We start from the raw sequence: 25345 nt of genomic DNA, 5'->3' as shown, positions 1-25345 counted from the left end.
GGCCCGCCATAACTCGTCTCAACCCCACTCCAGAGGCCCTTCCGATGCCGTAATCACTTCCTATGGAGGCACTGTCGCGAGTCGTGGACGAGTGCGCATCCAACCATTAAGACAGCACACCTCGCTAACGACGAGGCTGCGGCGTAGAATTGGAGGAGCGATGCCCATCGAAACTATTCGGATTCTGACGCGACTGAGGGACGAGCACTCGATGTCGAACAACCAGTTTCGGCGGGTGCATCACTTCTCCGCGAACGGGAAGTCGAACACCACGATCAACGTCCATCTCGGTTATTGTGGCACACTGCTGACGAGCGAGTTCTCTAGCGACGGGAATGTCCGCACTCGGGAGAGGTTACGGATCGTGCTCGACAAGAGGGACATGGACGCCGATTGGGAGACAGCAATCGCCGCAGCGCTCGCGCAGTATCCGTTGCCCTGAGCGAAGCCATCATAATCCAAGGAGGCTCTTATGCGTGTACTGCAGACGCTGATGTCGAAAGAGGGGTTCCGGGATTCCACGCACAATGATCTGCGGTTCCGAGCATTGAAGGCACTACTCGTGATAGCGAAGACGACCGAGTGCCACTTGCTCCAACTCCCGATGGGCTTCCTATTCGCGACAGATGAGGCCGACCGGGACCAACTGCTCGGTCGCGTTGTGGGCGAAGCGCGCGGGGCGGTCGTCGGCGGAATTGACGTCGGTGCGGCGTCTAAACGGAACGTGACCAAATCGGAAGTGCTCGCCCGGAGGCTTCCATACTTCGGATTCGTGGCGACCGGCGGCGGTCAACTGAGCGGCCCGTGGCGTCAGACGAGCACGACAAACAGCAACTACGATCCGCAGCAGGCATTCCCAAGTCGCGAACGCACGGTGGCGGTCGCAGGCGTCGAAGTGTCGGTGCTGCTCTGCGGCGAAATCTTCAACCCGGAAGCGGCGAAGGCCATTGGCAAGATGCGACCGTCGGTCGTCTTCGCGCCGGGCCACGCCAGCATGGGGATGGGCCTCATTCCCGCCCTCCAGCGCATCCACGAGTCGACGAACTGCCCAGTGCTCCACTCTCACCATGTTGCCAATGCGGAAACGATCCACGCGATTGCGGCGAATGGAGAGCAGGACTCACAGAGCGTCAACGCGAACTGGCAATATGAGCCGAAGCCCACTGGGCCGTTCTGGTACGGGTGGGCGGTGAGGAAGGTGTAGCCCCGGGAAAGCCTCGGCACCTCATAAGGGGCCAAGCGGCGACGCATCAACGGGGCACAGAGCCGTCGCCACCGTCCAGGCTGGTGACAGGAGGGCGCGGCACTGCGACAGGCAGAAGGCACTGACCCTGGTAGGCCACGGTCTGCGGTGGGCAGGGGCGCTTCTCAATCGGAAGCCAGCATGCGCCGGACACCTCCACCTCAAGGCCCTCTGTACACGGAGCCCCCTTCTGGTTCTTCCGCGGGCGCGGAGCCTCGCCAGAGCGGACCGGCACGGGGTCCACATTGACGTCCGTGGCCCAGACCTCCTCCGCGGCCTCTTCTCGCCCCCGCCCCTCGGCAACAGGTGCCAACGCTGCCGGCAACAGTGCCACCATGAGCACGGCGGCAACCGCCAGCGCCAACCCCATGCGCCGCCAGGGACGAGGCTCGTCTGAGGAGGGAAAGGCGGCAGACATCCAGCCCACGCCCTCGCGCACCGACTCGAACAGGCACATCAGCGCCTCCACCGAGTGCTTGTCGGGGGCCACGGCCCAGCGCGAGTCCTCTACCTCCAGGGCCACGTAGCCGGGCGAGGTCGAGGAGACGCAACGCACCCGCCAGTCACCGGGTAGCGGCACTCCGTCTCCCTCAGCGGGCTTGAACACCAGGGCCGTTGCACCGCTCGTCTCGTGCGTGGCCCGGTAGAGCTCCCCGTGGCGGAGCTCGTCCTGCGGCACCTGCTCGTGGAGCTGGTACGGCCCCAGTTGCTCCAACTCCTCCCCGCTCGACTCTGGCTCTTTCTTCACGCGCACTCCTCGCTGGCCTTCCCTGACCGCTCGCGGCCCGGCCCCCTCCTTCGCACCAGGCACGTGCCCCACTCAAGAAGGTACACGGTGGCGCCAGAGCGTCCTACCTCACGAGTCCCGCGAGAGTGGATGCAATGACTGGACCCGTCGGCCGTAGAATGGCGGCCTGCCGAGGAGATCGCCATGGGCTCCCCCCAAGAGACGAAGCCGAGCCGCCCCAAGTGGAGGCTGTACCTGTTGGATGCCGCCTTGCTGGGCGTACTGTTCGTGGGCCGCGCCAGCATCGCGGACCACTACCACGTGCCCTCCGGCTCCATGGAGCCGACGCTCGCGGTGAAGGACCACCTCGCGGTGGACAAGCGGGCCTACGGGCTGCGCATCCCCCTCACGCACACCTGGCTCACCGAGTCGGAGCCGCAGCGAGGGGACGTGGTTGTCTTCGACTCGCCCATTGACGGCAAGGTGATGGTGAAGCGGCTGGTGGGAGTGCCGGGGGACCGCATCGCCTTCGATGGCGAGGCCCTGCTGCTCAACGGCCAGCGGGTGCCCCAGGAGCAGACCGCGGACGGCGCGCGACTGGAGCTGCTCCCGGGAGCGCACCACGCGCTGCACCCTGAATTGGACCAGGGGCCCGCGATGGACGAGGTAGAGATTCCGCCTCGGCACTACCTGGTGATGGGGGATCACCGAGGCAACTCGGCGGACAGCCGCGTCTGGGGACTGCTGCCGCGCGAGAACCTGTTGGGCCGCGTGGTGGCGGTGCTCTACAGCTCACGCGAGGGGCTCTCCGGTACCGAGCGCTGGTGGATTCCGATGAGCACGGACGAGGGCACCGGCGTAGACCCTCGCCTCACGCGCTAGCGGAACCTGCCAGCAGTCTCGTAACCGAGCTCACCTCTGGACCGCGAGGATACGGCGGCCGGCCACGTCGATGGCATAGGTAGCCTCCATGTCCAGAAGGGGTCCGCCCTTTTCGCAAACCTTGGGTAGCAGGGTGATGCGGACGAACATCGCCCCTTCCGGTCCAGGGGAAGCAATCACCTCATACGACTCACGCTGATAGAGACACACTTCCTCCGGGGTTGCCCCGAGATGGGGCTTTACGTCCAGGGGAAGAAAGTCGTCCATGGCAAGTTGCATGGCCGTGGCCACGGTTCCAGAGATCGTTGTTCGGGTCTCCTTCGGTAGTTCCAGGGGAAACTGGACGCGCGCCGCTTCCTCCGGTGGAGCATGACAGGGGCGTTTGTACCAGGGAAAGATCGAGCATGCTGGCAGTAGCAGGACGAGCGGCAGAAGCAGCTTGCGCGTCATCGAATCTCCAGTTCCTTCGCGAAAGTGGATGGACCAGGTATCCGCGTGAAGTGACCGAGCCTCATCCATCGACGGCCGTCACGATTCCGGATTCCTTGTCCTCTGGCTTGATGAGCCCGATGAGTTTCCAGAGCCTCCCTTGCCGCTCGTACAGTTCGCCTGGGCGCTCCTCGTCGAGGTAGGGGATCAACTTCATGACGCGGCACCGGGTATCGAACTGGATACGGATGGACCAAAGCTGGTTGGGTCCTCTCCTATCCTGTTGAGACATGGGCGAGTTCCCCCAGGGGTGGCTGTGAAAATCGGCCAGGGTTGTCGGTTGCCCGCGAGCATCCTCCACGTAGCGCGGCGGCTTGCATTGCTTCCTCTCCCGCCCGGTCACTCGCACCATGGCACCGAGGGGAGAAGGATGACTCGCATGGTAGAAGCCATCCAGCAGGTAGAGCGCCCCACAGTACTCCTGGCCGTATTCCCCCTTCTGAACTAGTGGAAGGCTCATGATGGCAGGACACAGTTGATCGATGACTTCATCAACGTCCCTGGATGGCTTGACCTGCTCCCATGGTCCCCGAACCCAGACCCAGTTGCCTCTGAATCCGTAGTTCCGTGTCTCGCTGGTCGCGCTCTGGCTACTGGCACAGGCCAACAGCCAGGAGCACATCAGCGACCACCCCACGTAGAGGCGCATTCATCAACTCCGTCATCATTCAGGCGGGAACACCTGGCGAACTGGCCCTCGCACGCCGCAGCATAGCATGGCCCCTGATCGCCACAGGAAGGCGCCATCCGTCCATCTCCGGAAGTCCCCTGACCGTCACTCCCGAAAGGACGAGGCCGCCGTCGCGCACCGGACGTAACGGGCGAGCATGGAGGAAGGCCCTCGCCCGGGCTGGAGACGGCGCTTCCCGTGCGTGGGGAAGAGAACCACCTTCCTTGCAGAGCAGACCTGCCTGCAGGAGGGCGAGGTGATGAAGCATCCCGCGTCGCCGAGAGTCGTCACCCTCGTAGGACCCCAGGGCGTGGGCAAGACGACCCTGTTCGAGTCGCTGTTGAGGTCCACGGGTGCGGAAGAGATACGGACAGCCGGAAGCAGCAGCACGGACACCGGGCGGAGCATGACGCTCGAGCTGTCCGTGGCGCACACGCGCTTCCTCGGAGAGGAGTGGACCTTCATTGATGCCCCGGGCGCACCGGAGTTCACCCAGGAGGCGCGCCACGCCCTCATGGTGAGCGATGCGGCCGTGGTGGTGTGCGACGCCTCACCCGAGCGCGCCGCGGCCCTGGCGCCGCTCTTCACCTTCCTGGATGCACGGCGCATCCCTCACCTGCTCTTCCTCAATGTGCTCGAGGATGGCGGTGCCTCGGTGCGCGAGATGCTCGAGTCACTCCAGGGCGTCTCGTCCCGGCCGCTGGTGCTGCGGGAGATACCGCTGCGCGAGGGCGGGCACCTGGTGGGTGTGGTGGACCTGGTGAGCGAGCGCGCATGGGGCCAGGGCAAGGAGGGCAAGCCCGCGCTCATCTCCCTGCCGGACTCGGACAAGCCCCGTGAGGAGACCGCACGGCGCGAGCTCATCGAGCGGCTGGCGGACCTGGACGACGCGCTGCTCGCACAGCTCCTCGAGGACGTGGTGCCTCCACCGGAAGCCCTCTACGGGCAACTGGAGCGCGCGCTGCGTGAGGATCGGCTGGTGCCCGTCTTCCTCGGCTCCGCGGGACAGGGCCTGGGCCTGGAGCGGCTGCTCAAGGGCCTGCGGCACGAAGTCCCCTCGGTGCAGGAGACGCGCGAGCGCCTGGGCATTTCCATCCAGAGCCCCGTGCTGGCGCAGTCCTTCAAGACGCAGCACCAGCCGCACGTGGGCAAGCTGTCCATGGTGCGCATCTGGCGCGGCGAGCTGCGCGAGGGAGACTCGCTGGCCAGCAACCGGGTGGGAGGCGTGCAGAGAGTGCACGGAACGAAGCAGACGTCCGCTGGCACGGCCCGCGAGGGCGAGGTGGTGACAATAGCCCGGGTGGACGCGTTGCGTACGGGTGAGCTGACGGATGCCGAGAGCGCGTACACGCCCAAGGGCTGGCCCCTGGCTCCCCCACCGGTGCACCAGATCGCCATCGTCGCCGAGAAGCGCACGGATGATGTGAAGCTGACGAGCGCCCTGGCGCGGTTGGTGGAGGAAGACCCCTCCCTGTCGGTGGACCAGGAGGCGGACACGCAGATGCTGCTGCTCGGCGGACAGGGAGAGATGCACCTGCGCGAGGCCGTCGAGCACCTGCGCACGCGCATGCGGGTCCCCGTGGTGACGCGCCCGCTGCCCATTCCCTACCGGGAGACGATCCGCCGGACGGGCTCGCACCATGCGCGCTTCAAGCGGCAATCCGGTGGGCACGGACAGTTCGGCGACGTCGTGGTGGACGTGAAGCCGCTGCCCCATGGAGAGGGCTTCCGCTTCACCTCGGCCGTGGTGGGCGGAGCTGTCCCCCGGCAGTACATCCCCGCGGTGGAGGAAGGCGTGAAGGACGGCCTGAAACGAGGGCCGCTCGGCTTCCCCGTGGTGGACGTGGAGGTCACCCTCACCGGTGGCACCTACCACTCGGTGGACAGCTCGGATCAGGCCTTCCGCACCACCGGACGCCTGGCCATGGTGGAGGTGTTGCCCAAGCTGGATCCGGTGTTGCTCGAGCCCATCCTCCAGGTGGGCATCCATGTGCCGCACGAGGCCATTCCGCGGGCACAGCGGCTCGTCACCAGCCGCCGGGGACAGATTCTCGGCTTCGATACGAACCCGGAGATACCCGGCTGGGAGGTGCTCACCGCCTATATCCCCCAGGCGGAGATGCAGGGCTTCATCGTGGAGTTGCGCTCGGCCTCCTCTGGCCTGGGCAGCTTCGTGATGCGGCACGACCACTACTCGGAGCTGGTGGGCAAGCAGGCCGAGCGCGTGGTGAGCCACCAGCAACAGCCAGAGGCGGATCGCTGACGCTCCCTCTCCCTCTGGGAGAGGGCGGGGGGTGAGGGTCGTCCTCGCGTGTAGACCCTCACCCTGACCCTCTCCCAGAGGGAGAGGGAATCGCTCACGGCGGGGGCGGAGACAGCTCGCGCAATCCCTCGGCGATGGCGGCGGCGATGTTGCCCATCAAGTCCTGCCGCGCGTTGACGACATAGAGATGCGGGGTGAGAGCCCACACCTCGCGCACCACGCGCCGAGGAGGCGGGGGCGGCTGGGTGCGCAGCTCGGCCTGGAGCAACGGGAGCACTTTGTCGGACAGGCGCAGCGCGGTGTCCATGACGAAGATGGCCAGGTGGGGGCGCAGCACGCGCACGCGGCGGAAGAAGGCGCCCACCTCGTCCGCGGCCAGGTGCTTGGGCGGCGAGGACTTCATCTCCAGGTAGAGGAGCCGGCCCTCCGCGGCAGCCACCACATCCAGATCGCCGCCCACCTCGGGCGCGTGGAACTTCACCCCCACGGCCACGTCGAAGCCCAGCCGCCTGCGCAGCTCGCGCGCCACGTACCACTCCAGCGTGCCGCCGAAGTTGTGAGCCGGGTAGCGCAGGCGATAGCGCCCGCCGTCCTCACGCTCGGCGAGCCCGAGCTCCACCAACGTCTCGGCGGTCTTCGCGGCCTGCGCGGCCCCGACGTAGCGCGTGGCCTCGGTGGGAGAGAAGCTGCCGCGCCGAAGGATGGCGCCCCGAAGGAAGAGGCGAACGGAGTAGTGACTGAGCTGCTCCGCGAGCCGCTCGGCCGCCTCACCCTCGATGTCCGACGGAAAAGGCAAATCCAACGGGGCCACGGTGGGCTGGAAGCCCCGGCGCACGAGCATGGCCAGGGCCTCGCTGCCGGACGACAGCAACAGCCTCGGCACGGGCGGCGCTCCCACGGCGTACAGCTCCAGCTCCTTCGCCGTGGGCAACTCCCCGGAAGGTGGCGGCTGTCCCGTCACTGGTCGCAGTCGACGTCGTTGTAGGTATTGAAGGGCACGCCCGCGACGATCATCACGTCACTGTTGCCACAGGGGGGAGTGCTCAACTTCGCGTCCTTGGTGGCGACGTGCCAGGTGTCCAGGCCGCCCGGCTCGTTGTCCAACTCGCCTACGGCGAACGCGTCGATGTTGCAGCCGGGGCACGTGCCCGAGATGCCGGGAGACTTAGGTGCCTCGCCCTCGCCCGTGGTCCAGCTGAAGCTGACCGGCATGGGGGCCGGAGTGGAGGTGGGGACCTTGAACTTCGCCTCGTCCACGGTGATGCAGTTGGCGAGGTCGGGCCGGGTGATGGAGCCATCCGCCTTGCGCTCCTCACAGGTGCGGGTGGGCGCGAAGTAGTAGGCGTAGCGGTTGCCACGCTCCGGCGAGAAGCCGACGGTCCCATGGGCTTCCGCATAGGTGCCCTTCTCCTGCAGATAGGAGCGCTGGGTGGTGAACCAGGTGCGCAGGTTGGCCTTGGCCTCCGCCTGCTTCGCGCGAGCCTGGAACTTGAGGAAGTTCGGAATGGCCACCGCGGCGAGGATGCCGATGATGGCCACGACGATCATCAGCTCGATGAGCGAGAAGCCACGCCTCTGCGGGGAGAACGACGGACGGCGCATGGAGGTCCCTGAGAGCAACGGAATGCGCGCGAAACTATACCGGACCCGATGCGGAGCGGTCTGTCTCGGGCGAGCCGCATCGCGTCAAAGCCCTGGCGCCTGCCTCCCCCCCGGCCGAGCGGCACGGAAGCACGGGCTGCTAGGCTGCGCCTCCAGGTGGGCCGTGGCCCATCCAATACAGGGGGCACATGAAAGCCATCATTCCTTGGGTGCACTGCGCCATGGCGCTGCTCGCACTCTCCCCGGCGCTCGCGGCACCTCCCGCCGCTCCGGCGCCTCTCGACCCTACCCGGATCGCCTCTCACCTGGAGGCGGAGCTGACAACGGCCCAGCAGGCCATCGAGAGCCATGGAGCCCGGATGGAAGCCCTCGCGGGCCCTACGCTCCGAGGGGATGCGCTCGCCACGGAGGCCCGGGCGCTCCACGCCGCGCTCCCGGGGTTCATCCGCGAGAACCCGCACCTCTTCTCGGAGCTCATCGAGGACCTCGAGGCGCTCAGCGGGGGGCGCTCCGAGTCCCTCCAGAAGGGGGGGCAGAAAATCAGCCTCCGTCTGAGCGAGCACCTCCGCCAGGGCATCATCCGGTTCGGCAATCGGGTGGGCGCCCCACCCGCTCTCGTCGTCTCCGGGGGCGTGAGCCTGGGCTCGTACCAGGCGGGCTTCCTCTACTACTACACCCTGTTCCTCCACGACCGCGCCGGGGTGCTGCGCTCGATAGGCTCCGAGCACCGGGCCTCGCTGAAGAAGTTCGGGCTCGAGCTGCCGGAAGATCCGCCCAGCGGCTTCACCATCGTCACGGGCGCATCGGCGGGCTCGGTGAATGCCCTGCTCTCGGCGTACGCGGGCTGCCGCGCACCGGAGCGGACCCCCAGCAAGAGCCTCTTCTTCCAGACCTGGAACACGCTCGCCCTGGAGACGCTGCTCCAGCCGGGGAGCGTAGGCAACGACCACACCTTCTCGTCCAAGCCCATCATGGACGCCATCGACCGCCTCAAGACCCTGGATCCCAACGGCTGGCAGCGCTGCAGGTTCTCCCTGGGCGCGACGACCACCCGCCTCGAGAGCCGGGAGATCGATCTCGCCCAGGCCGCTGACCTCCGAGGCTCCACGGGAGAGAAGCTCCGCCTGGCGCGCTTCACCGAGAAGTTCCTGCTCACCGCCCAGGGAGAAGCCCAGCGCTCCCCCGAGTTCTGCCCCTTCCCGGGCTGTGATGGGCAGCCGCCGCCCGGCCCCACGTTCTACCCCAGGCTGGCCCAGCCAGAGGGGGGGCCCATTCCCGTGGAGAACGTCTTCAACATGGTGGCCGCCTCGGGGGCGTTTCCCACCGCCTTCGAGCCGCGCGTCATCCCCCATCGCTACTTCGACACGCGGACGAACACCTGGGTCGAGGACACCACGTCCCGGTTCGCCGATGGCGGCATCTACAACAACAACCCGCTGGACCTGGCGCTGCGGATGTCCCAATGGGAGACGCCGTCCCTGCGGGGGAGCCACCGCTTCCTCTACTTCGATCCCAACGCCGTTGACTGGAAGTGGGCCCCCGAGGAGCAGCAGCCCTTCGCGGGCCCCGGCCTGCTGTCCACCTACGAGGACCTACTGGCGGGATTTGCTGGCACGGCGATGAGCGCCCAGCTCATGGACACGCTGGAGACGGAGCCGGAGGTCCGCGAGCGCATCGACGTGCCGGTGCGCCATGCGCCGCTGTCGGGCGAGTACCTGCTCGCCATGAGTGCCTTCCTGGACGAGGACTTCCGCACCTTCGACTTCCACCGAGGAATGGTGGACGCCTGGCACTTCGTGTCGAAGGAGTCGGACACCCGCATCCTGTTCGAGGAGCTGGCGCACGCGAACCCCGAGTCGCCGCCGACGACGGTGGGGGTGGACTCTCCCCTCTTCGACTGCTTCCTGGCCTTCGAGCAGTCGGATACCGACGAGCCGGCGACGATGCCCGCGTGCGGCAAGCTCCAGACGGAGGAGAGCCGGAACATCCTGTCGCTCATGGCCGTCTCCCGGAAGCTGAGGAGGGATCCGACGCTGTCGCAGAGCAACAAGTTCGAGCGCTTCACGGAGGCCCTCGCGACACGGGGCTATGTCTTCCGCTCGGGACTGCTGAAGGGGCAGACGGCCAGTGCACTCCAGGGCAAGTTCCGTCAGGTCTTCGGGGATGCGGTGACGGAGCTCACGCACAAGCAGCCGCGTTCGCAGCAGATGGGGTTCGGGGTGGGAACCAAGCTCGCGCTGGACAGCGCCATCGCCTACCAGCCGGTTCCGTTCTACTCCCTCGTGGGCATCACCTCGGGAGGTCTTGAGCTCGCGGTCTCGCCGTCGTTGATGCACTGGAAGGAGAAGGAGCTGCGGCTGCGCACGGGTGTGCGTGCGTCCTACGGAGAGTCGGTGCGGTTCTCCGGTGGCGAGAGCCCCGCGGACTTCGACACGGCGGCCTACGTCAGCGGCGCCTTCGGGTTTGGCCTGCCGCCCATCCGATTCGAGGCGGGCCTGGGCCTGCTCACGGAGGCGTCGTACCTCCCCGACACGGGCAAGTGGGCCGCGGTGCGCTTCGCGGTGGAGGGAGCACTGATGCTGGTCGCCGCCGAGCACCTGGAGATCAGCCTGCGCCCGCGGCTCTACCTGGACCGGGGGCGAGCCACTTCGCCGCTGTACGTGCCCACCACCACCGGCGCCGACGCGCCCCAGAAGTTCGAGGCGGTGGGACTGCTACTCGGAGCCGGCTGGCGGTTCTAGCGTTGCGCATGCTCCCTCTCCCTCTGGGAGAGGGGACGTCAGCGCACGGCCACGGTGCGGCCGCGCCAGTCGGCGGAGCTCCACCGTTGGAAGGAGCCGAAGTCCTCGACGCGCTCGGCGCTCTTCTCCGGCACCAGCGTCTCGCGCTTGAGCATCTGGAAGGAGGACTTCACCCGGCCCTCCACCAGGGCCTCGCGGGCCACCAGCACCCGAGAGCCGTCCGGGGAGAAGCCCGCCAACTCCACGTAACCGAGCACCGGTTCCGTGGCCGCGGGAGCCACCGTATCCAGCACCCACGCCCCACCCTCCTGGTGGAAGACCCACAGCTCGGTCCAGCTCTCGAGCATCTGCACAGCCACCGTCACCGCCGAGCCCTGCGCCGAGCGCCGCACGGAGCCCGGCCACACCAGCCCGTAGGTGCAGCGCTCGGACAGCACCGACTTGGGGTCCTTCGCATCCACCAGGCGCATACACGTCTCACCCGGCTGCCCCTGGGTCAGCTCGAGCACGGGCCCGGAACCCGGCCGCTCCTGCGCGGGCTCCACCGCATGGCGCGAGGCTCCCACCCGTACCGCAGCAGCAGCGTAGGCCGACTTGTCCTCCTCGGCCAGCTCCGCCTTCAGCACGCGCGCCAGCGCCTCCACCGACTGCTCACTCGCCTTCGCGCCGCGCTGTGCCTCGCCCCGGCGGGAGAACTGGTACGCCAGCGCCGCGTACACTTCCGCCCGCCGCAGGTGCAGCCGGTTGGCCAGGTACGCCGGCAGCTTCGCCGTGTCCACCTGCTCCAGCACCGAGCTCCGCCACTCATTCAAGGACTGCAGTTCCACCGGGCCCGTCGCCGGATCGATGCACTCCGGCCGCGTCAGGGCAAGCGCCGCCCGGACACGCGCCTCGGGACTGCCCCCGAGCGCCAGGATGCGTCGGAAGGCCTCGCCGTCGTAGCAGACGCGGGTACGACCCTCGCGCTCGAAGCTGACGAGCTTCACCCCATAGCTGGCGGCCACGTCGAGGTGTGCCGCCAGGGCCGCGTCGTTGGTCTTATTCGAGGTAGCGCGCCGGGCAAGGCGTTCCGCAAGCGTGCCCAGTGCGTCGAAGAGCTCCGGCCCCACCTGCGAGGCAGGTGCCGCGCGCAGCAGCGCCGCCGCGTGGCCGATGCCCAGCGCCTCCGAGCCCGGCGAGTCCTTCAGGAACTCCACCACGGCCTGGAGCCGGGCCACGCTCGTCTCATCCAGGCGGTAGACGCGCACCTGGTGTGCACGCACATAGCCGGGGCGCTCGCGGCGATGGTCGTACACCTGGAGGAACCCCTGCCGTTCCCCGCGGACCTCGAGCCACTCGCCCTGCCAGAGCGTGGCCTGTCGGGCGGCGGAGTCCTGGGGAGCAGCGCGCAGGGGCGCCTGGTCCTGCACTACGAGGGCAATGACGACGAGCGTGGCGAGCATGGTGTTACTCCTCCTGGGAGGACGACTCCCCGGTGCTGACCATGGCCTCGGACGAGGGCTTCGGAGCGCCCGCGTACCCGGCCGTCTGCGGCTGTCCCAGCAGATTGCCGGCGATGAACCCACCCGCCTGCGGCGGCGCGATGATGACCTGGATTTTGTCGGACAGCTTGTCGGCGAGCGTCTTCTGGATGAGGAGCGGGTTGCGGCTGATGAGCTCGGCGTCGCGGGCGAGCTGCTCGGAAGCGGCCTTGCCGGTGACCTCCACGCGGTAGGCGTCGGACTCGGCGAGCTTGCGCCGGGCATCCGCCTCACCGGCGGCCTCGATGCGGTGCGCCTCGGCCTCGGCGGTAGCCAGGGTCAGCCGCGAGACCTTGGCGGCCTCGGCCTCCAGCCGGCGCTGTTCAATCTCCTTCTCCTTGAAGGGGAGGACGTGGCGCATGGCCTCGGCCTTCGCCTTGGCGGCGATGATCTCCTCGTTGCCAGCGGCCTCGGCGGCCGTCTCACGCCGGACCTTGTCGGCCTCGGCCTCCAGTGCGGACTGCTTGACCTGCTTGTCCTTGAGATCGAGCGTGTAGCGCATCTTCTCCGCGTTCAGCTCCTCGGAGAGCAGCGCCTCCATGCCGACACGGTACTGGTGGGGCAGGTCCACGTTGCCCAGGGTGACCGAGCGGAGGATGACGCCATCCGCGGCCAGCAAGGGCGCGAGATCCTGGGTGAGGTCCTTCTGAATCTGGACCCGCTGGGTGGAGAAGATCTCCCGGACGGTGTGCTGGGCGAAGTGGCGGCGCAGCACGCCGTCGATGGCCGGCTCGATGATCTCCTGGCCCACGTTCTCCGGGAGGCGGGCGGCCAGGGTGCGAATCTTCTCCGGGTCGAGCAGGTAGCGGATGTTGACCTCGACACCAATGGACAAGCCCTCCACGGACTGGAAGGGCGCCGGATCCGAAGCGCGAGCGCTGCGGGAGGGCTGGTAGGTCTGGTCCTTGAGGCTGTAACGACTGAGCCGGTGCACCTCGGGGACCAACAAGGCCCAGCCCTCGTGGAGCTCGGAAACGGTACCGGTGAGCCGGTTGACCCGGATGCCCACCTCGCCCGGCTCGATCATGCAGACAGGCTGGGCGGCCACGACTCCCCCCACCATCCCGGTCACGGCCAGCCCGGCGATCATCCGGCGGCCCCGCTGGGTGTAGATGAGCCACCGGCCCCGGCTGACCATCCCGCGCGCCGCCTCACCGGCCAGCGACACCATCTTCTTCAGCACCGCGCCGCGCTTCTGCTCGGGGTGCTTCGTCTCGCTCTGCTTCGCCTCGTTCTGCTTCTGCTCGGTCTGCGTCTCGTTGCTCATACGTGCCCTCTCCGGGAGGAGGGCATTGCAGGAGCGATGCCGAGCAGGCGAGCGAACCCAGGCAGAGGAACGGGCCTCGGCGGGCCTCCACCGGCGGCACCAGCGCGTGGCCACACGGACTCACCGTGTGGCTGGGGCGACCCACCGGCGTGTCATTAAAACCTTTTCCGGGGCCATGCGTGGAAGCCCCCATGCTCAAGCACTCGCTCCTGTGTCTCGGCCTGTTGGCGCTGCCCGGCTCCGCCTCCGCGGAGTCCAACCCCGCCGCCAAACCCGCTCCCCAGCAGAACCGTCCCGCCGTGTCCCCCGGGACGCTCGAGGCGGCCATCTCCGCGCCCAAGGTGCAGATCGCCCTGCTCCTGGACACCAGCAGCAGCATGGACGGCCTCATCGAGCAGACCAAGCGCCAGCTCTGGACGGTGGTGAATGCCTTCCAGAAGGCCCAGCGCGACGGGCAGCAGGCCCGGCTGGAGATCGCCCTCTACGAGTACGGCAACGACGGGCTCTCTGCCGAGGGGGGCTACATCCGCCAGGTGGTGCCGCTCACCTCGGACCTGGACCGGGTGTCCGAGCACCTCTTCGCCCTGAAGACGAACGGCGGCAGCGAGTTCTGCGGCCAGGCCATCCAGAAGGCGACCCAGCAGCTCGAGTGGAGCAAGTCGAAGAAGGACCTCAAGCTCATCTACATCGCGGGCAATGAGCCCTTCTCCCAGGGGCCGGTGGCGTTCCGCACCGCCATCTCCGCGGCGAAGGAGCACGGCATCATGGTGAACACCATCCACTGCGGCCCCTCGGAGGCGGGGGCGAGCGGCGGCTGGGCGGAGGCGGCGCGGTTCGCGGGCGGGCAGCCCTTCAACATCGACCAGAACCAGGCGGTGGCCATGATCGCCGCCCCCCAGGACGAGGAGATCGCGAAGCTGGGCGTCGAGCTGAACAAGACCTACCTGAGCTACGGGCGCTCGGGCGCGGAGGCCAAGAAGCGCCAGGAGGCCCAGGACGTCAACGCCAGCTCGAACAAGGTCAGCGCCACCACCCGCGCCATGTCCAAGGCCTCCCGGCTCTACGACAACTCGAGCTGGGACCTGGTGGACGGGACGAAGCAGGGCAAGGTGAAGCTGGAGTCACTCAAGGACGACGAGCTGCCCGAGGAGCTGCGCGGCAAGAGCGCCGAGCAGCGCAAGGCGGTGCTCGACGCCAAGGACAAGGAGCGCGCGGAGCTGCAGACCCGCATCCAGCAGCTCAGCCAGGAGCGGCAGAAGTACCTCGCTGGCAAGCAGAAGGAGATGGCCTCCGAGGGCAAGAACACGCTCGACAAGGCCATCCTCGATTCGGTCCAAACCCAGGCCAAGGCGCAGAGCTTCACACTGGAGTGAGGGCGGGTGATATGACGCGTGGCGTCGAGCGGGAGGGCTGTGCCAAGCTGCGCCGCCCCCCGCCTCGTACGACTGAAAGGAAGCGTCTTGAGTCAGCCGCGCCCCCTGGAGTTTGCCCGTAGCACGGAGAAAGAGCCTCACCTCGAGCGGGCCCGCGCCATCCTGCGTGCCCATCCCGAGATCAAGGATCTGTGCGGCCCCACTCCCATTACGGCCCTGTTCGTCCTGCTCCTGGTGGGTGGACAGGTGGCAATCGCCTGGGCCCTGCGGGACTCACCCTGGTGGGCGCTGTTGGCCACCGCGTGGCTGGTGGGTGCCTTCATCGACCACGGCCTGTGGGTGCTCATCCACGAGTGCACTCACAACCTCGTGTTCCGCAGCCCGCGCCTCAACGCCGTGCTGCAGATCTTCACCAACCTGCCCATCCTGTTCCCCGCGGCGGCCTCGTTCCGCAAGTACCACCTCATCCACCACCGCTACCAAGGGGACCCGGAGCTGGACGCGGACCTGGCCTCGCCGTTTGAGGCCAAACTGATTGGCAACTCGTTCTGGGGCAAGGCGTTCTGGCAGCTCAACTTCTGGGCCTTCCAGGCGCTGCGAGTGCCGAAGCTCAGGCGGGTGCCCTTCTTCGATGCCTGGTACGCCACCAACCTGACGGTGCAGCTGGCCTTCATCGCGGCGAGCTGGGCGCTGCTCGGGCCCCGCGCGCTCATCTATATGTTCCTGTCGTCCATCTTCGCCATCGGCCTGCATCCGCTGGGCGCGCGGTGGATTCAGGAGCACTTCCTCGTCAAGGCGCCCCAGGAGACGTACTCGTACTACGGGCCGCTCAACTGGGTGGCCTTCAACGTCGGCTACCACAACGAGCACCACGATGTGATGCGCGTGCCCTGGACGCGCCTGCCCAAGGTGCGCCAGCTCGCGCCCGAGTTCTACGACTCGCTGCACTTCCACAAGTCGTGGACGGCGCTGTGGCTGAAGTTCCTCTTCGATCCGTCGCTGTCGCTCTACAGCCGCATGACGCGCACCGGCGGCTCGGGGGACGGCACGGTGCAGGCCGAGGACGCCTCCAAGGCGGCGTGAGCTGTCAGGAGCCGGGTGCCCCCCGCGGGCCCGGCTCAACCCACGGCGGCGAGGGGCGACTCAGCGTAGCGCGTGAGGAGATCCTGTGGCGTGCCGAAGGCGGCGAGCGCCCCGGCGGAGCGGAGCTCCTCCTCTGAGAAGCCGCCGCACACCAGCCCGACGCACCGCATTCCCAGGTGCACGGCGCCCTCGACATCGTAGGGCAGACCGGCGATGGCCAGCACGTCATCGGTCCCATCGAGCCCCAGCAGCCGGACGGCTTCCGCGGGAATCTCCTCGTGCAATCGGTTGCGGTCCACCTCCGCGTCGGTGGTGCGCGCGTCGATGAGCGCCTCCACGCCGAGCAGCTCGATGTAGTGCTCCAGCTCGTCGGGGTCCGCGGTGGAGGCCAGGGCGATGCGCCACCCCTCCGCGCGCAGGTGCCGCAGCAGCTCGGGGGCCCCGAGGAAGGCCCTCACCCGCGGGAGGTACTCCTCATGGAAGAGCGCCCGGTGGAAGCTCGCCAGCTCATCGGCGTAGCGCAGGTACTCCTCCTCCGGGAGGAATACGGAGAGGAACTGGTCGCCCATCCGAGCCATCTGTGCGAGCACCCGAGGCAGACGCACCTGACGGCCGTAGCGCGCCAACGCCTCCTGCCAGGCCCGCGCACGTAGCACGTTGGTGTCCACCAGCGTCCCATCCACCTCGAAGACGATTGCCTTGGGCACTCCGCACATCCTCCGGTTGCAAACTGCGCACTCCAAACCCCGGTAGCCACGCGGGAAAGTCCAGGGCTGTGACAGAAGCGCAAGAGGCTCCCTGGTACTCCTCATGTGAAGGGACTCGCGCCTGCCATCCAGGTCCCCCAGCAGCCGAGCGGGAAGGTGTGTCTTCTCCCAGGCTCGCGCATGGGGCCAGATCAGACAGGATGTATAGAGGAGACGGAATAGAGGCCCGGAGCCCTCGAGAGGGCGCTCAGATCTTCTTCACATTGCCCGTCTTCTTCAGGTGCTTGTGGATCAGCTTCCTGAAGAGCTGCCCCTGCGTCTTGGTGGTGAGCTGGGTGTACGTGGCGGACCCCAACTGATCCCGCTTTCCCACCTTCTTGCTCGCCTTCTTCTTCTTCCGGATGCCAATCGAGTAGTCGATGGCCGAAGCCTTGGTATCGAATCCACGCTTGCTACCCAGGTGGCGGTGGATCTGGGTGTTGCGGTGCAGAAGCGTGCGATAGCCGCCAAGCTGGCGCAGGCGATTCTCCGGCTTGGTGAGGTCGAGCCTCGCGTGACCGGAGGCTGAGTAGTCCTGGTTCTCCGTCTTGGAGAGCATGAACGCCATGTCTCGATAGGCCCCCGCCGCGGGGTTGTCCTGGTCGAACTTCACGCGCTTGATGGAGTTGCCCTGGTACTCGTCATCCATCCCCTTGGAGCTGGGGGAGTTGTCCGAGCCGTACGTGGGGCTGAAGGGAATGTGCATCTCCGGGTTGGGGATGGTGATGGTGAAGCCCTGGTCGTAGGCCCCCGAATCTCCCCGCTGATTGAGGGATTCGCCGGAGGGGACATGGTCCCGGTTGACCAGCGTCCCGGTCTTCCAGGCGTCCGTGCCGGAGAGCGCTCCATACGTCCGCGACACCTTGGCATCGCTGTCCGTTGGGAGGGTGACGGCTTTCTTGTAGGGCCCCACATCGAAGGGCTCCAGGTCCATGCCCGTTCGATTGGAACGCCGTCGATCCACGAGCTCGCCCTTGCCGAGGCGATCCAGGAGGGACTGATTCGCGCTCGGAGTGCCATGGGTGGTGGAGGTGGTGCTGATGGCCGTCCCCCGGCGATCGGCCGCCGCCTTGTCCCAGGCGTAGAACTGCTTGCCGGTCTCGTCGTAGGCGTAGCGCTCGAGGGTCACGGGATCCATGACCTTGGGGCTCCCCGTCCGCTTGCCGCTGTTCTTGAACGGGGCGAAGTGGCCCGGCTCCATCTCCAGGTACTGGCCCGCGTAGGCGGACCGATTCGGGGCACTGTTGCCCAGGTACTCGACCTTCCCCGATTCGCCGACGCGGAACAGGACGTTCTTGGGATCGTGATTGGACGAGCCTGGCGACGGCGCGGGAGTGGGCGCGGTCGTCGAGGGCGGGCTGACGGGGCTCAGCACCCGCGTGCCCGACTGGGTCGGGTGCATCTGGCCGTTATGGGTGTACACCTGCCCCGACTTGGAGTGCGTATAGGTGCCATCCTTGTTGTCCTTGAGCTGGTAGCGGCGCACTCGACCGCCCATGTCGACGAACTCCCAGGCAGGCTGGAAGGGCATCGCCAGGGAGGCACTCGAGGCTGTCGGGGCCAGGGCTGCACCTGCTGCGGGACTGGAGACCGAGGTGCCACGAGCCGCCTGCTGGCCCTGTCGCTCCGCTTCGGCCTCCAGGTGGGGATGATCGAAGAGGCCTCCGCCCCGCCGAACCCTCCCGCCTCGCTGTTGGACCACGTGGGCCAGCTCATGGCCGAGCAGGGCCTGTCCCGAGGGACTGTCAGGACGATAGTGGCGCGGGGCGAGGGTGATCTCCTCGCCTCGGGTGAGGGCACGGGCGCCGATCCGGGAGGGCTCGTCACTCAGCCGGAGCTGGACCCGGGAGAAGTCCTGATGGAAGGACTGCTCCATCTTCTCCCGCAGGGTGTCGGGGAGGGCGCGACGCTGGCCCCCCGCCGCCGGGCGCGGGGAGTGGACGGGGATGCGGAGCGACTGCTCCAGGGTCAGCAACGGCCCTGTCATGGGAGGAGCGGCCGACGAGCCAGCCTCCTGCTCGCGGGCGGGCTCTGGGGAAGACTCGGAGCGGGCCGGCACCTGGGGCGCCCGGGGACGTGCCTGCTGGGTTGTCTGGCTTCCCATCTTCAGCCTCCGAATTCACTGTAGCGCGAGGCCTCGTGAATGCTCACGCCGACAGCGGCACCCGGCTCGAGTCCTCGCGTGTTGGGATGGAGCCCGCAGCCGTGGTCCGTGAATGGCGTGACCGGATGCCACACGTTCCCTGGCAGCCGGGCAGGCAGGCCACCGGCACTCACGTGACATTTCAGCGCGTCGTGAACTGACTCTCCATCTCGACACACGAGAGGAGAACCATGAAGGCCGTTGCCCTGAAGCGCTACCTGCCCAGCTCCAATCCCGAGTCCCTGCTCGACGTGGAGCTGCCGGACCCGACACCCCAGGGGAGGGATTTGCTCGTCCGGGTCCACGCCATCTCCGTGAACCCGGTGGACGTGAAGGTCCGCTCGCCCAAGGACAAGACCGAGCCCTCGCCGCGAGTGCTCGGCTGGGATGCCTCGGGCGTGGTGGAGGCCACCGGGCCGGACGTGAAGCTCTTCAAGCGCGGGGATGCCGTCTACTACGCGGGCAGCATCCTGCGCCCGGGTTGCGACAGTGAGCTGCACCTGGTGGACGAGCGCATCGTCGGCCCCAAGCCGAAGTCGCTCGATGATGCGCAGGCGGCCGCCCTGCCCCTCACTGCCCTCACCGCCTACGAGGCCCTGTTCGACCGCTGTGCCATCGACCCGGGCGGGAAGCACTCGGGCCGCACACTCCTCATCATCAATGGCGCGGGCGGGGTGGGCTCCATTGCCATCCAGCTTGCCAGGCTCGCGGGGTTGCGCGTCATCGCCACCGCCTCCCGCCCGGAGTCCCAGCAGTGGTGCCGCGACATGGGCGCCGACCACGTCATCAGCCACCGCGAGGACATCCCCCAGCAGCTCAAGGGTCTGGACATCCCCGAGGTCGACTACCTCTTCAACACCGTCGACACCACGGGCTACTGGACCGTCATGGGTGACGTCATCAAACCCTTCGGACGCATGGTCTCCATCGTCGAGGCAAGCCAGCCCCTCGACCTGGGGCGGCTGATGGGCAAGAGCGTGAGCTTCTCGTGGGAGCTCATGTTCACCCGCTCCCGCTTCCAGACGCCGGACATGGAGGAGCAGCACCGCGCCCTGAAGCAGGTGGCCGAGTGGATCGACGCCGGCCGGCTGAAGACGACGCTCACGGAGAAGCTCTCCCCCATCAACGCCACCAACCTCCGCGCAGCACACGCGAAGGTCGAGTCTGGGAAGATGATGGGCAAGCTCGTCCTCGCCGGGTGGCGCTGACTCCGAGGAGCACTCGGAGTAGAGACGAAAGGTGTCAGGAGATTCGTCCAGCCCACTCAAGTCCTCTGACACCTTCTTTGGGACACCTCTTCTGCCCGGAGGCTATGCTGGCCCACCTTGCGCGCACAAGGAGCCAACGCATGAACCACCGCCCGGAGAGCCCCCTGCCTGCGGAACAGGTCGACGCTCTCATCGTCACCGCCGTCAAGGTCGAGTACGACGCGGTGCTCCAGGTCGACGCCGGCGCTGTGCCTGGAAGTGCCTGGGAAGTGCGGCCAGGACCCACCCAGTTGGATGTGGCGTTTCGCGACTTCCAGACGGCGGGGGGGGGCAGGCTGCGCGTCGCGGTGACTCGCACGCTTGAGATGGGCGGCGTGGCCACGGTCAATGTCACGGCCCCGCTCGTTCAGATCTACAGGCCTCGCTGCGTTGCCATGTCAGGGGTGTGCGCCGGCCGCAAGGGCGAGGTCGAGCTGGGAGACGTCATCATCGCGGATCGGCTGTGGACCTACGACACGGGCAAGCTCGTGGTCGAACTCGATGCCTCGGGTCAAAAGGTTGAACGGGTACTCGGTGACATGCTCACCTATAACCTTCACCCGAGGTGGAAGCAGCGAGCCGAGTCGTTCCAGCCGCCGGCCGACAGTCCCTGGCTGACCGAGCGCCCCATCCCCTATGAGGAGCAGATGGACTGGGTACTCGAGCGGCTCGTGAAGGGGGAGCAGCCCGAGAGCCATCCGGACCGAAAGGTCCGAGCGCCCTCCTGGACGCGGGTGTTGGAGTTTCTCTGGAAGAAGGGCTGGCTGCAGGAAGGTCTGCTGAGCCTCACTGAGGAAGGTCGTCGGCACATCAAAGCCCAGCTGTACCGCTACCCCGACCACCTCCCCATGACGAGCGGCTTCCAGGTGCACGTGGCGCCCATCGCCACGGGCAGCAAGGTGGTGAAGGATCCACACATCTTCGAGAAGCTCTCCGGCACGATGCGCACCTTGCTGGGCCTGGAGATGGAGGCATCCGCCATCGGCGCCGTGGCGCACCTGCACCAAGTCCCCTACATGCTCGTGATGAAGGGGGTCATGGATTTCGCGGACTCCTCCAAGAGCGACCACTTCAAGGCGTTCGCGGCACGGGCTTCCGCAGAGTGCCTGCTCGGCTTCCTGCGGGAGAACCTGCCAGAGGGGAAGCATCCCTCAGAGACAGCGCAGCCGGTGCCACTGTATCACCGGGTCAAGCGCGACCAGGTCTTCATCAGCTATTGCCCGAAAGATAGTAAGTGGCTGGCGCGGCTGGAGACAAACCTCAAGCCCTTGGTGCGCAATGGGGCCATGGATGTCTGGAGTGACAAGCGCATCCAGCCTGGAGCCAATCGGCGTGCGGAGCTCGAGAAGGCACTCGCTCGGGCCCGGATCGCCGTCCTCCTGGTGACCCCCGACTACCTGGCGTCGGATATGATCGACCAGCAAGAACTGACCCCGCTCCTCAAAGCAGCAGAGAAGGAGGAGGCCGCCATCTTCTGGCTCCCTGTCAAACACACCGTCTATCAGTATACGGAATTGATCAATTATCAGCCCCTGCTGGACCCCTTGAGACCGCTCAGCACCCGCCGGGGTTCAGAGGGCGATAAGGCATTGAGCGAGATCATTCAGAAGATCATGGACAGGCTCAAGGACTGAGGGCCCCAAAAGGCCCTTCCCCACGGCTCGGGGTGCTACGGGACAGAAGGTAGCGCACGCATGGCCCGGGCGGTGGAGAAGAGACTCGGGCCCAAGAAGCTGTGCGAATACCCCGCCACAAGGGCCCCTGGCCTTCTTGAGCGGCTACCTCGCCGCGTGCGAGCAGGTGCCGTGCCCCGCCGCGCTGCGTTTCAGCGAGTCGCTCCAGAAGAACGTGCGGCACTTCGAGGATGTATGGCAGCGCGCCCAGGTGGGCGAGTTGCGGCGCGCGCAGTTGGACGAGGTGCCCGACCCTGAGGCGCTCTGGCCCTCGCTGGAGACGGCGACCGCGAGCAGGGCGCTGCACCCGGACTACTCGGAGGTAATGCTCCGGGTGGCGGGGCTGCACGGACGGCAAGGCTAGCTCAAGGACCAGCTCCACTGGCTGAAGCGAGCCATGACCCTGCACCCCCAGTCAGCCCCGCGCGCGAGGCGCTCGCCGAGGAGCAGACTCTGATGAATCTGGTACCGGTGGCCGCCATCCTCTCCGCCCCGCGCGCCTCCGAGAGCGGCCCCGTGCCCGACAACGCGAGCCGCATTCCTGAATCCCGCCTTCCCGCCACACACAAGCCGAAGCCCGCCGCCCAACAATCGGAGTGAGCCTTCCTCCCTACTCCTCCTACCTTTCTTCAGAGGAGAGAATCGCCCTGAGAGCAGGCGCTCCCCTGGTTGCCTGCTCTCTAGCCCGAACACTCCTCACGACTCTAAACACTCCCCGAGGTCTATCCTGTGCGGAGGATTGATCTGGCAGTCGCACAGTGATGAAGCTCCCCGCCTGTGCCCAGCGCGGCCCGGAGAAGAGGGGTATAGTGCAGCAGCGGCCGCTACATTGCGTCCTGCTCTATACGAGTGAGGACAACAAGCACGCGGGCAAGCTGGTCACCCAGCTCGCTCCCCTTGTGACTAAGGGCCTGCTGACGCTCCACCGCTACACAGCACACCCGAGCCCCCCTGAGAACAGATGCTCGTGGATGACGGAGATGCTGTCCGTGACCGATCGCATCCTGCTCCTCGCGACACCGCGCCTGTTCAACGACCTGCTCTGGAACCTGCTCTCGGAGAAGCTTCGGGACGTCGCCCCGCCGCCTCGGTTCAAGATCATCCCAATCATCCTGGAGCCCTGCGACTGGCAGATGGACCCACTCCTTGAGAATTGTCAGCAGCTTCCCAGGAACGGGAGGGACTTTCGTCATCCCAGATTCTTCTCGGGAGTGGCCGAAGAACTGAAGGCAATGGCCGAGGCGGCAAGGCAGGGGCAGGCATGAGCAACACCGCTCCATTCCATTCCAAGTTCCATGACATCGCTAGGCCGGATGGGCCACTGGTTGGCCGTCAGCGGGAGCTCGTGCGACTGCGCGAACTATGTGCGCAGCCCCGGACTTCCATTGTCGTCATTCAAGGCTCGGCGGGCTCGGGTAAGACACGCCTCGCTCTGGAGCTTCTGCGCTCATGGCGATGCTCCTTCGCGTGGTCGTTCCAGAGCGAGCCAGGTCATGAGACGGGACGGGTTTCCGCGGACTCGTTTGCGTCGGAGTTGCTCCGCTATCTCGGGGAGGAACCACGGGCACATGAATCGGGATGGGATCGTACCCTCCGCATCGCCGAGCGCCTGAAGCAGCAAAGGATTCTGTTGGTTCTCGATGGAGCGGAGCTGCTCCAGCAACCAGAGACTGGAGAATTCCTCGATCCAACGCTCAAGCTGCTAGTGTCGAGTTTGAGCGAAGGCCATAGCGGCCAGTGCCTCATCACGACCCGCATTCCCGTTCGAACCAACAAGTCATCTTGGGTGAAATCCTTCGCACTCGGCAACTTGAGCGCGGAAGCGGGCGCTTCCATGCTCAAGGACGAAGGAGTCCAGGCCAATGAGTCCGAGTTGCTCGATACGGCGCTTGCAGTCCGAGGTCACGCCTTCTCGTTGAAGCTGGTGGGAGGGCTCGTGGGCAAGTTCAGGAGAGGGAAGAGCCGTCTGACCACTATGCTCGGTGATATGTCATCTCCTTGGGCACTTCGCTACACCAGCGACTCATCGTCATCCTGGGCGGTGCTCGGCTCACTGTTGCAGGCGCATGATCAATCCTTCGAAGCGGGTCCAGAAAGCGCGCTCCTGAGGTTTATGGCGGTGCTCGGCAGCACCGTTCGGCGAGAACTGCTACATCAGCTCCTGGAACAGCCAACTTTCGATTGGCGTTTCCATGGCCTGAAACATCTGCGCACCACAGACATTGATGAAGGCATTTCTCGTCTGCGGAGCCATTCGCTCCTAACAGAAACAGAGGATGAGCGATTCCTGCTCCATCCAATCGTCCGTGACTATTTCAGGGAACAGCTTCGAGCCGAAGCGCCGGAAAAGTACCGTGTTCTCCATGAGTATCTCTTCGAGTTCTTCAGGAGGAAGACGGCCCGTCGGCCCGATAAGACCGGCGAGTTACTGCCGTTGTACCAAGCATTCCACTCTGGATACCTGGGCGGTCGGGCCGAGGCATCTTTCCGCGATGTATTCTGGGAGCGACTCCGGAGAGGACATCAGGACTACAGCACTAGGATCCTGGGAAACGAAACTAGTGATGCGATAGCGCTGTACGGCTATCTGCGGAATGATTGCCGACCAAGCGAGCAGGAACCACTGACGCTCATTCGCTCGGCGCTGGAGCAAGCTATGAGCCGGTTCTGGAGCATCGGTTGGACGGACGATGCAATTCGAACCGCCTGGATACGCTTCCGGCTGGAACGAGAGAAAGGAGCGATTGAGGCGGCTGCCGCGCTCTCCGTGCTCATTGAATTCCTGGTGCAATCAGGTGATCTAGCGAATGCCCACGGTGTGGCCCTCCTGAAGCATCAGCTCGCCGAGCAGGCGAAAGACGCCTATCTCCTCGTCAAGAGCAAGAGCCAGCTCGCGCGCGTACTACATCGCCGGGGACTTCTCGAATCGGCACTGAGCATGTTCCTCTCCGCCGAGGAACTGAATACTCGTGACGAGCCGGAGGCGCCTCTTCTTCAGGAACTCGATGGCCTGTTCTTCTGTGAGCTGCTACTCGACCTTGGCGAGGTTGAGCAATCCACGAGAAGGATGGCTCGAATCATCGAGCAGATGGGAGAACTCCGCCCTGAAGAGGACGTCGTCAAGAATCTGCTGATCACGAGGATTCTGCTCGATAGCGGGAAGCCGTCGGAAGCGCTCGCACTCCTTGAGGAAGCCTTGGTACTTTCGAAAGAAATATCCTCGAGGCCGCTAGAGCTGCAAACGTTGCTGATGCGTGCGACCTGTTATGCCGAACTGGGTTCGAGCCACGTTCAGGAGGATCTCAAGAAGGTTCTCATGCTATCATCGTGTTTGAATCTGAAGCTCATCCACAGCGATGCACGACTGCTGGAGGCACACGTGACGCTTCAGCAGGACCCAGCACGGGGCAAGGAGCAGCTCCGCGAGCTGAGGGCCACGCTGGACGATTTGGACTACAGGCTCAAAATCCCGGATCTCCTCATGGAGGAAGCTCGACTGGCTCTCCTGGAGAGCGACAAGGAGCTCGCACGGGAGTTCTTCCAGGAAGCTTCTCGACTGGTGGAGACGATGCCGTGTCGCTCTCGCGAGCAACGACTGAAAAACCTTTCGCGGGAGCTATAAATCAACTCCGCAGGAAGCATCTCCGGCCTCTACCTGGGATACTCGCTTACGTGA

The 25345-nt window shown here is 66.2% G+C and carries 22 protein-coding genes; 13 read left to right on the top strand and 9 right to left on the bottom strand.

Annotated features, from left to right (window positions below):
- Window positions 1-160 precede the first annotated feature (160 nt).
- Complete coding sequence (locus OV287_RS16090) at window positions 161-442, top strand: hypothetical protein (RefSeq protein WP_267534906.1); 282 nt, start codon at window positions 161-163, stop codon at window positions 440-442.
- 30 nt (window positions 443-472) lie between these two features.
- The gene (locus OV287_RS16085) at window positions 473-1204 is read left to right on the top strand and encodes a hypothetical protein (RefSeq protein ID WP_267534905.1); all 732 of its coding nucleotides are present in this window, start codon (window positions 473-475) and stop codon (window positions 1202-1204) included.
- Between the two features lie 46 nt (window positions 1205-1250).
- Here the strand turns inward: OV287_RS16085 and OV287_RS16080 are convergent, their stop codons facing one another.
- Entirely contained in the window at window positions 1251-1991 is a 741-nt protein-coding gene (locus OV287_RS16080; protein WP_267534904.1) for a hypothetical protein, read from the bottom strand.
- A gap of 183 nt (window positions 1992-2174) precedes the next feature.
- Between OV287_RS16080 and lepB the strand changes: the two genes are divergently transcribed.
- Window positions 2175-2852: a signal peptidase I gene (lepB, locus tag OV287_RS16075; RefSeq protein WP_267534903.1), complete on the top strand. Its 678-nt coding sequence runs from the start codon at window positions 2175-2177 to the stop codon at window positions 2850-2852.
- Window positions 2853-2882: 30 nt separating this feature from the next.
- Here lepB and OV287_RS16070 read toward each other — a convergent pair whose 3' ends face one another.
- Both OV287_RS16070 and OV287_RS16065 read right to left on the bottom strand, forming a co-directional pair.
- Window positions 2883-3302 carry a hypothetical protein gene (locus OV287_RS16070; protein ID WP_267534902.1) on the bottom strand — a complete coding sequence of 140 codons (420 nt, stop codon included), beginning with the start codon at window positions 3300-3302 and terminating at the stop codon, window positions 2883-2885.
- A 61-nt stretch (window positions 3303-3363) separates the two neighbouring features.
- Window positions 3364-3990 carry a hypothetical protein gene (locus tag OV287_RS16065; RefSeq protein ID WP_267534901.1) on the bottom strand — a complete coding sequence of 209 codons (627 nt, stop codon included), beginning with the start codon at window positions 3988-3990 and terminating at the stop codon, window positions 3364-3366.
- A 280-nt stretch (window positions 3991-4270) separates the two neighbouring features.
- Here OV287_RS16065 and OV287_RS16060 point away from each other — a divergent pair, with 280 nt between their 5' ends.
- Window positions 4271-6274, top strand: coding sequence for an elongation factor G (locus OV287_RS16060; protein ID WP_267534900.1), 2004 nt, complete (start codon window positions 4271-4273; stop codon window positions 6272-6274).
- Between the two features lie 94 nt (window positions 6275-6368).
- On the opposite strand, the gene OV287_RS16055 is transcribed toward OV287_RS16060, so the two are convergent.
- Together OV287_RS16055 and OV287_RS16050 are read right to left on the bottom strand one after the other, a co-directional pair.
- On the bottom strand, window positions 6369-7205 hold the full coding sequence (locus OV287_RS16055; RefSeq protein ID WP_267534899.1) for a hypothetical protein: 837 nt from the start codon (window positions 7203-7205) through the stop codon (window positions 6369-6371).
- 26 nt (window positions 7206-7231) lie between these two features.
- The gene (locus OV287_RS16050; RefSeq protein WP_267534898.1) at window positions 7232-7876 is read right to left on the bottom strand and encodes a type IV pilin protein; all 645 of its coding nucleotides are present in this window, start codon (window positions 7874-7876) and stop codon (window positions 7232-7234) included.
- Window positions 7877-8064: 188 nt separating this feature from the next.
- Between OV287_RS16050 and OV287_RS16045 the strand changes: the two genes are divergently transcribed.
- Window positions 8065-10617, top strand: coding sequence for a patatin-like phospholipase family protein (locus OV287_RS16045; protein WP_267534897.1), 2553 nt, complete (start codon window positions 8065-8067; stop codon window positions 10615-10617).
- Between the two features lie 38 nt (window positions 10618-10655).
- On the opposite strand, the gene OV287_RS16040 is transcribed toward OV287_RS16045, so the two are convergent.
- Both OV287_RS16040 and OV287_RS16035 read right to left on the bottom strand, forming a co-directional pair.
- Entirely contained in the window at window positions 10656-12059 is a 1404-nt protein-coding gene (locus tag OV287_RS16040; protein WP_267534896.1) for a hypothetical protein, read from the bottom strand.
- Between the two features lie 4 nt (window positions 12060-12063).
- Window positions 12064-13404: an SPFH domain-containing protein gene (locus OV287_RS16035; RefSeq protein ID WP_267534895.1), complete on the bottom strand. Its 1341-nt coding sequence runs from the start codon at window positions 13402-13404 to the stop codon at window positions 12064-12066.
- A gap of 191 nt (window positions 13405-13595) precedes the next feature.
- Between OV287_RS16035 and OV287_RS16030 the strand changes: the two genes are divergently transcribed.
- Both OV287_RS16030 and OV287_RS16025 read left to right on the top strand, forming a co-directional pair.
- Window positions 13596-14777, top strand: coding sequence for a vWA domain-containing protein (locus OV287_RS16030; RefSeq protein ID WP_267534894.1), 1182 nt, complete (start codon window positions 13596-13598; stop codon window positions 14775-14777).
- Window positions 14778-14864: 87 nt separating this feature from the next.
- On the top strand, window positions 14865-15860 hold the full coding sequence (locus OV287_RS16025) for a fatty acid desaturase (RefSeq protein WP_267534893.1): 996 nt from the start codon (window positions 14865-14867) through the stop codon (window positions 15858-15860).
- Between the two features lie 35 nt (window positions 15861-15895).
- Here OV287_RS16025 and OV287_RS16020 read toward each other — a convergent pair whose 3' ends face one another.
- Both OV287_RS16020 and OV287_RS16015 read right to left on the bottom strand, forming a co-directional pair.
- Entirely contained in the window at window positions 15896-16567 is a 672-nt protein-coding gene (locus OV287_RS16020) for an HAD family hydrolase (protein WP_267534892.1), read from the bottom strand.
- A 247-nt stretch (window positions 16568-16814) separates the two neighbouring features.
- Complete coding sequence (locus OV287_RS16015) at window positions 16815-18710, bottom strand: eCIS core domain-containing protein (RefSeq protein ID WP_267534891.1); 1896 nt, start codon at window positions 18708-18710, stop codon at window positions 16815-16817.
- A 230-nt stretch (window positions 18711-18940) separates the two neighbouring features.
- Between OV287_RS16015 and OV287_RS16010 the strand changes: the two genes are divergently transcribed.
- From OV287_RS16010 to OV287_RS15985, 6 genes are all read left to right on the top strand, one after another.
- Entirely contained in the window at window positions 18941-19957 is a 1017-nt protein-coding gene (locus tag OV287_RS16010; RefSeq protein WP_267534890.1) for a zinc-binding alcohol dehydrogenase family protein, read from the top strand.
- Window positions 19958-20097: 140 nt separating this feature from the next.
- Window positions 20098-21630, top strand: coding sequence for a TIR domain-containing protein (locus OV287_RS16005; RefSeq protein ID WP_267534889.1), 1533 nt, complete (start codon window positions 20098-20100; stop codon window positions 21628-21630).
- Between the two features lie 136 nt (window positions 21631-21766).
- The gene (locus tag OV287_RS16000) at window positions 21767-22033 is read left to right on the top strand and encodes a hypothetical protein (RefSeq protein ID WP_267534888.1); all 267 of its coding nucleotides are present in this window, start codon (window positions 21767-21769) and stop codon (window positions 22031-22033) included.
- 92 nt (window positions 22034-22125) lie between these two features.
- On the top strand, window positions 22126-22269 hold the full coding sequence (locus OV287_RS15995; RefSeq protein ID WP_267534887.1) for a hypothetical protein: 144 nt from the start codon (window positions 22126-22128) through the stop codon (window positions 22267-22269).
- Window positions 22270-22430: 161 nt separating this feature from the next.
- A complete protein-coding gene (locus OV287_RS15990; RefSeq protein WP_267534886.1) occupies window positions 22431-22934 on the top strand; it encodes a hypothetical protein in 504 nt (167 codons plus the stop codon).
- A complete protein-coding gene (locus OV287_RS15985) occupies window positions 22931-25291 on the top strand; it encodes an AAA family ATPase (RefSeq protein ID WP_267534885.1) in 2361 nt (786 codons plus the stop codon). The genes OV287_RS15990 and OV287_RS15985 overlap by 4 nt, the downstream gene beginning before the upstream one ends.
- Window positions 25292-25345 lie beyond the last annotated feature (54 nt).

The sequence above is a fragment of the Archangium lansingense genome, assembly GCF_026626635.1.
GTDB lineage: Bacteria > Myxococcota > Myxococcia > Myxococcales > Myxococcaceae > Archangium > Archangium lansingense.
This window is presented reverse-complemented; position numbering and strand designations above follow the sequence as displayed.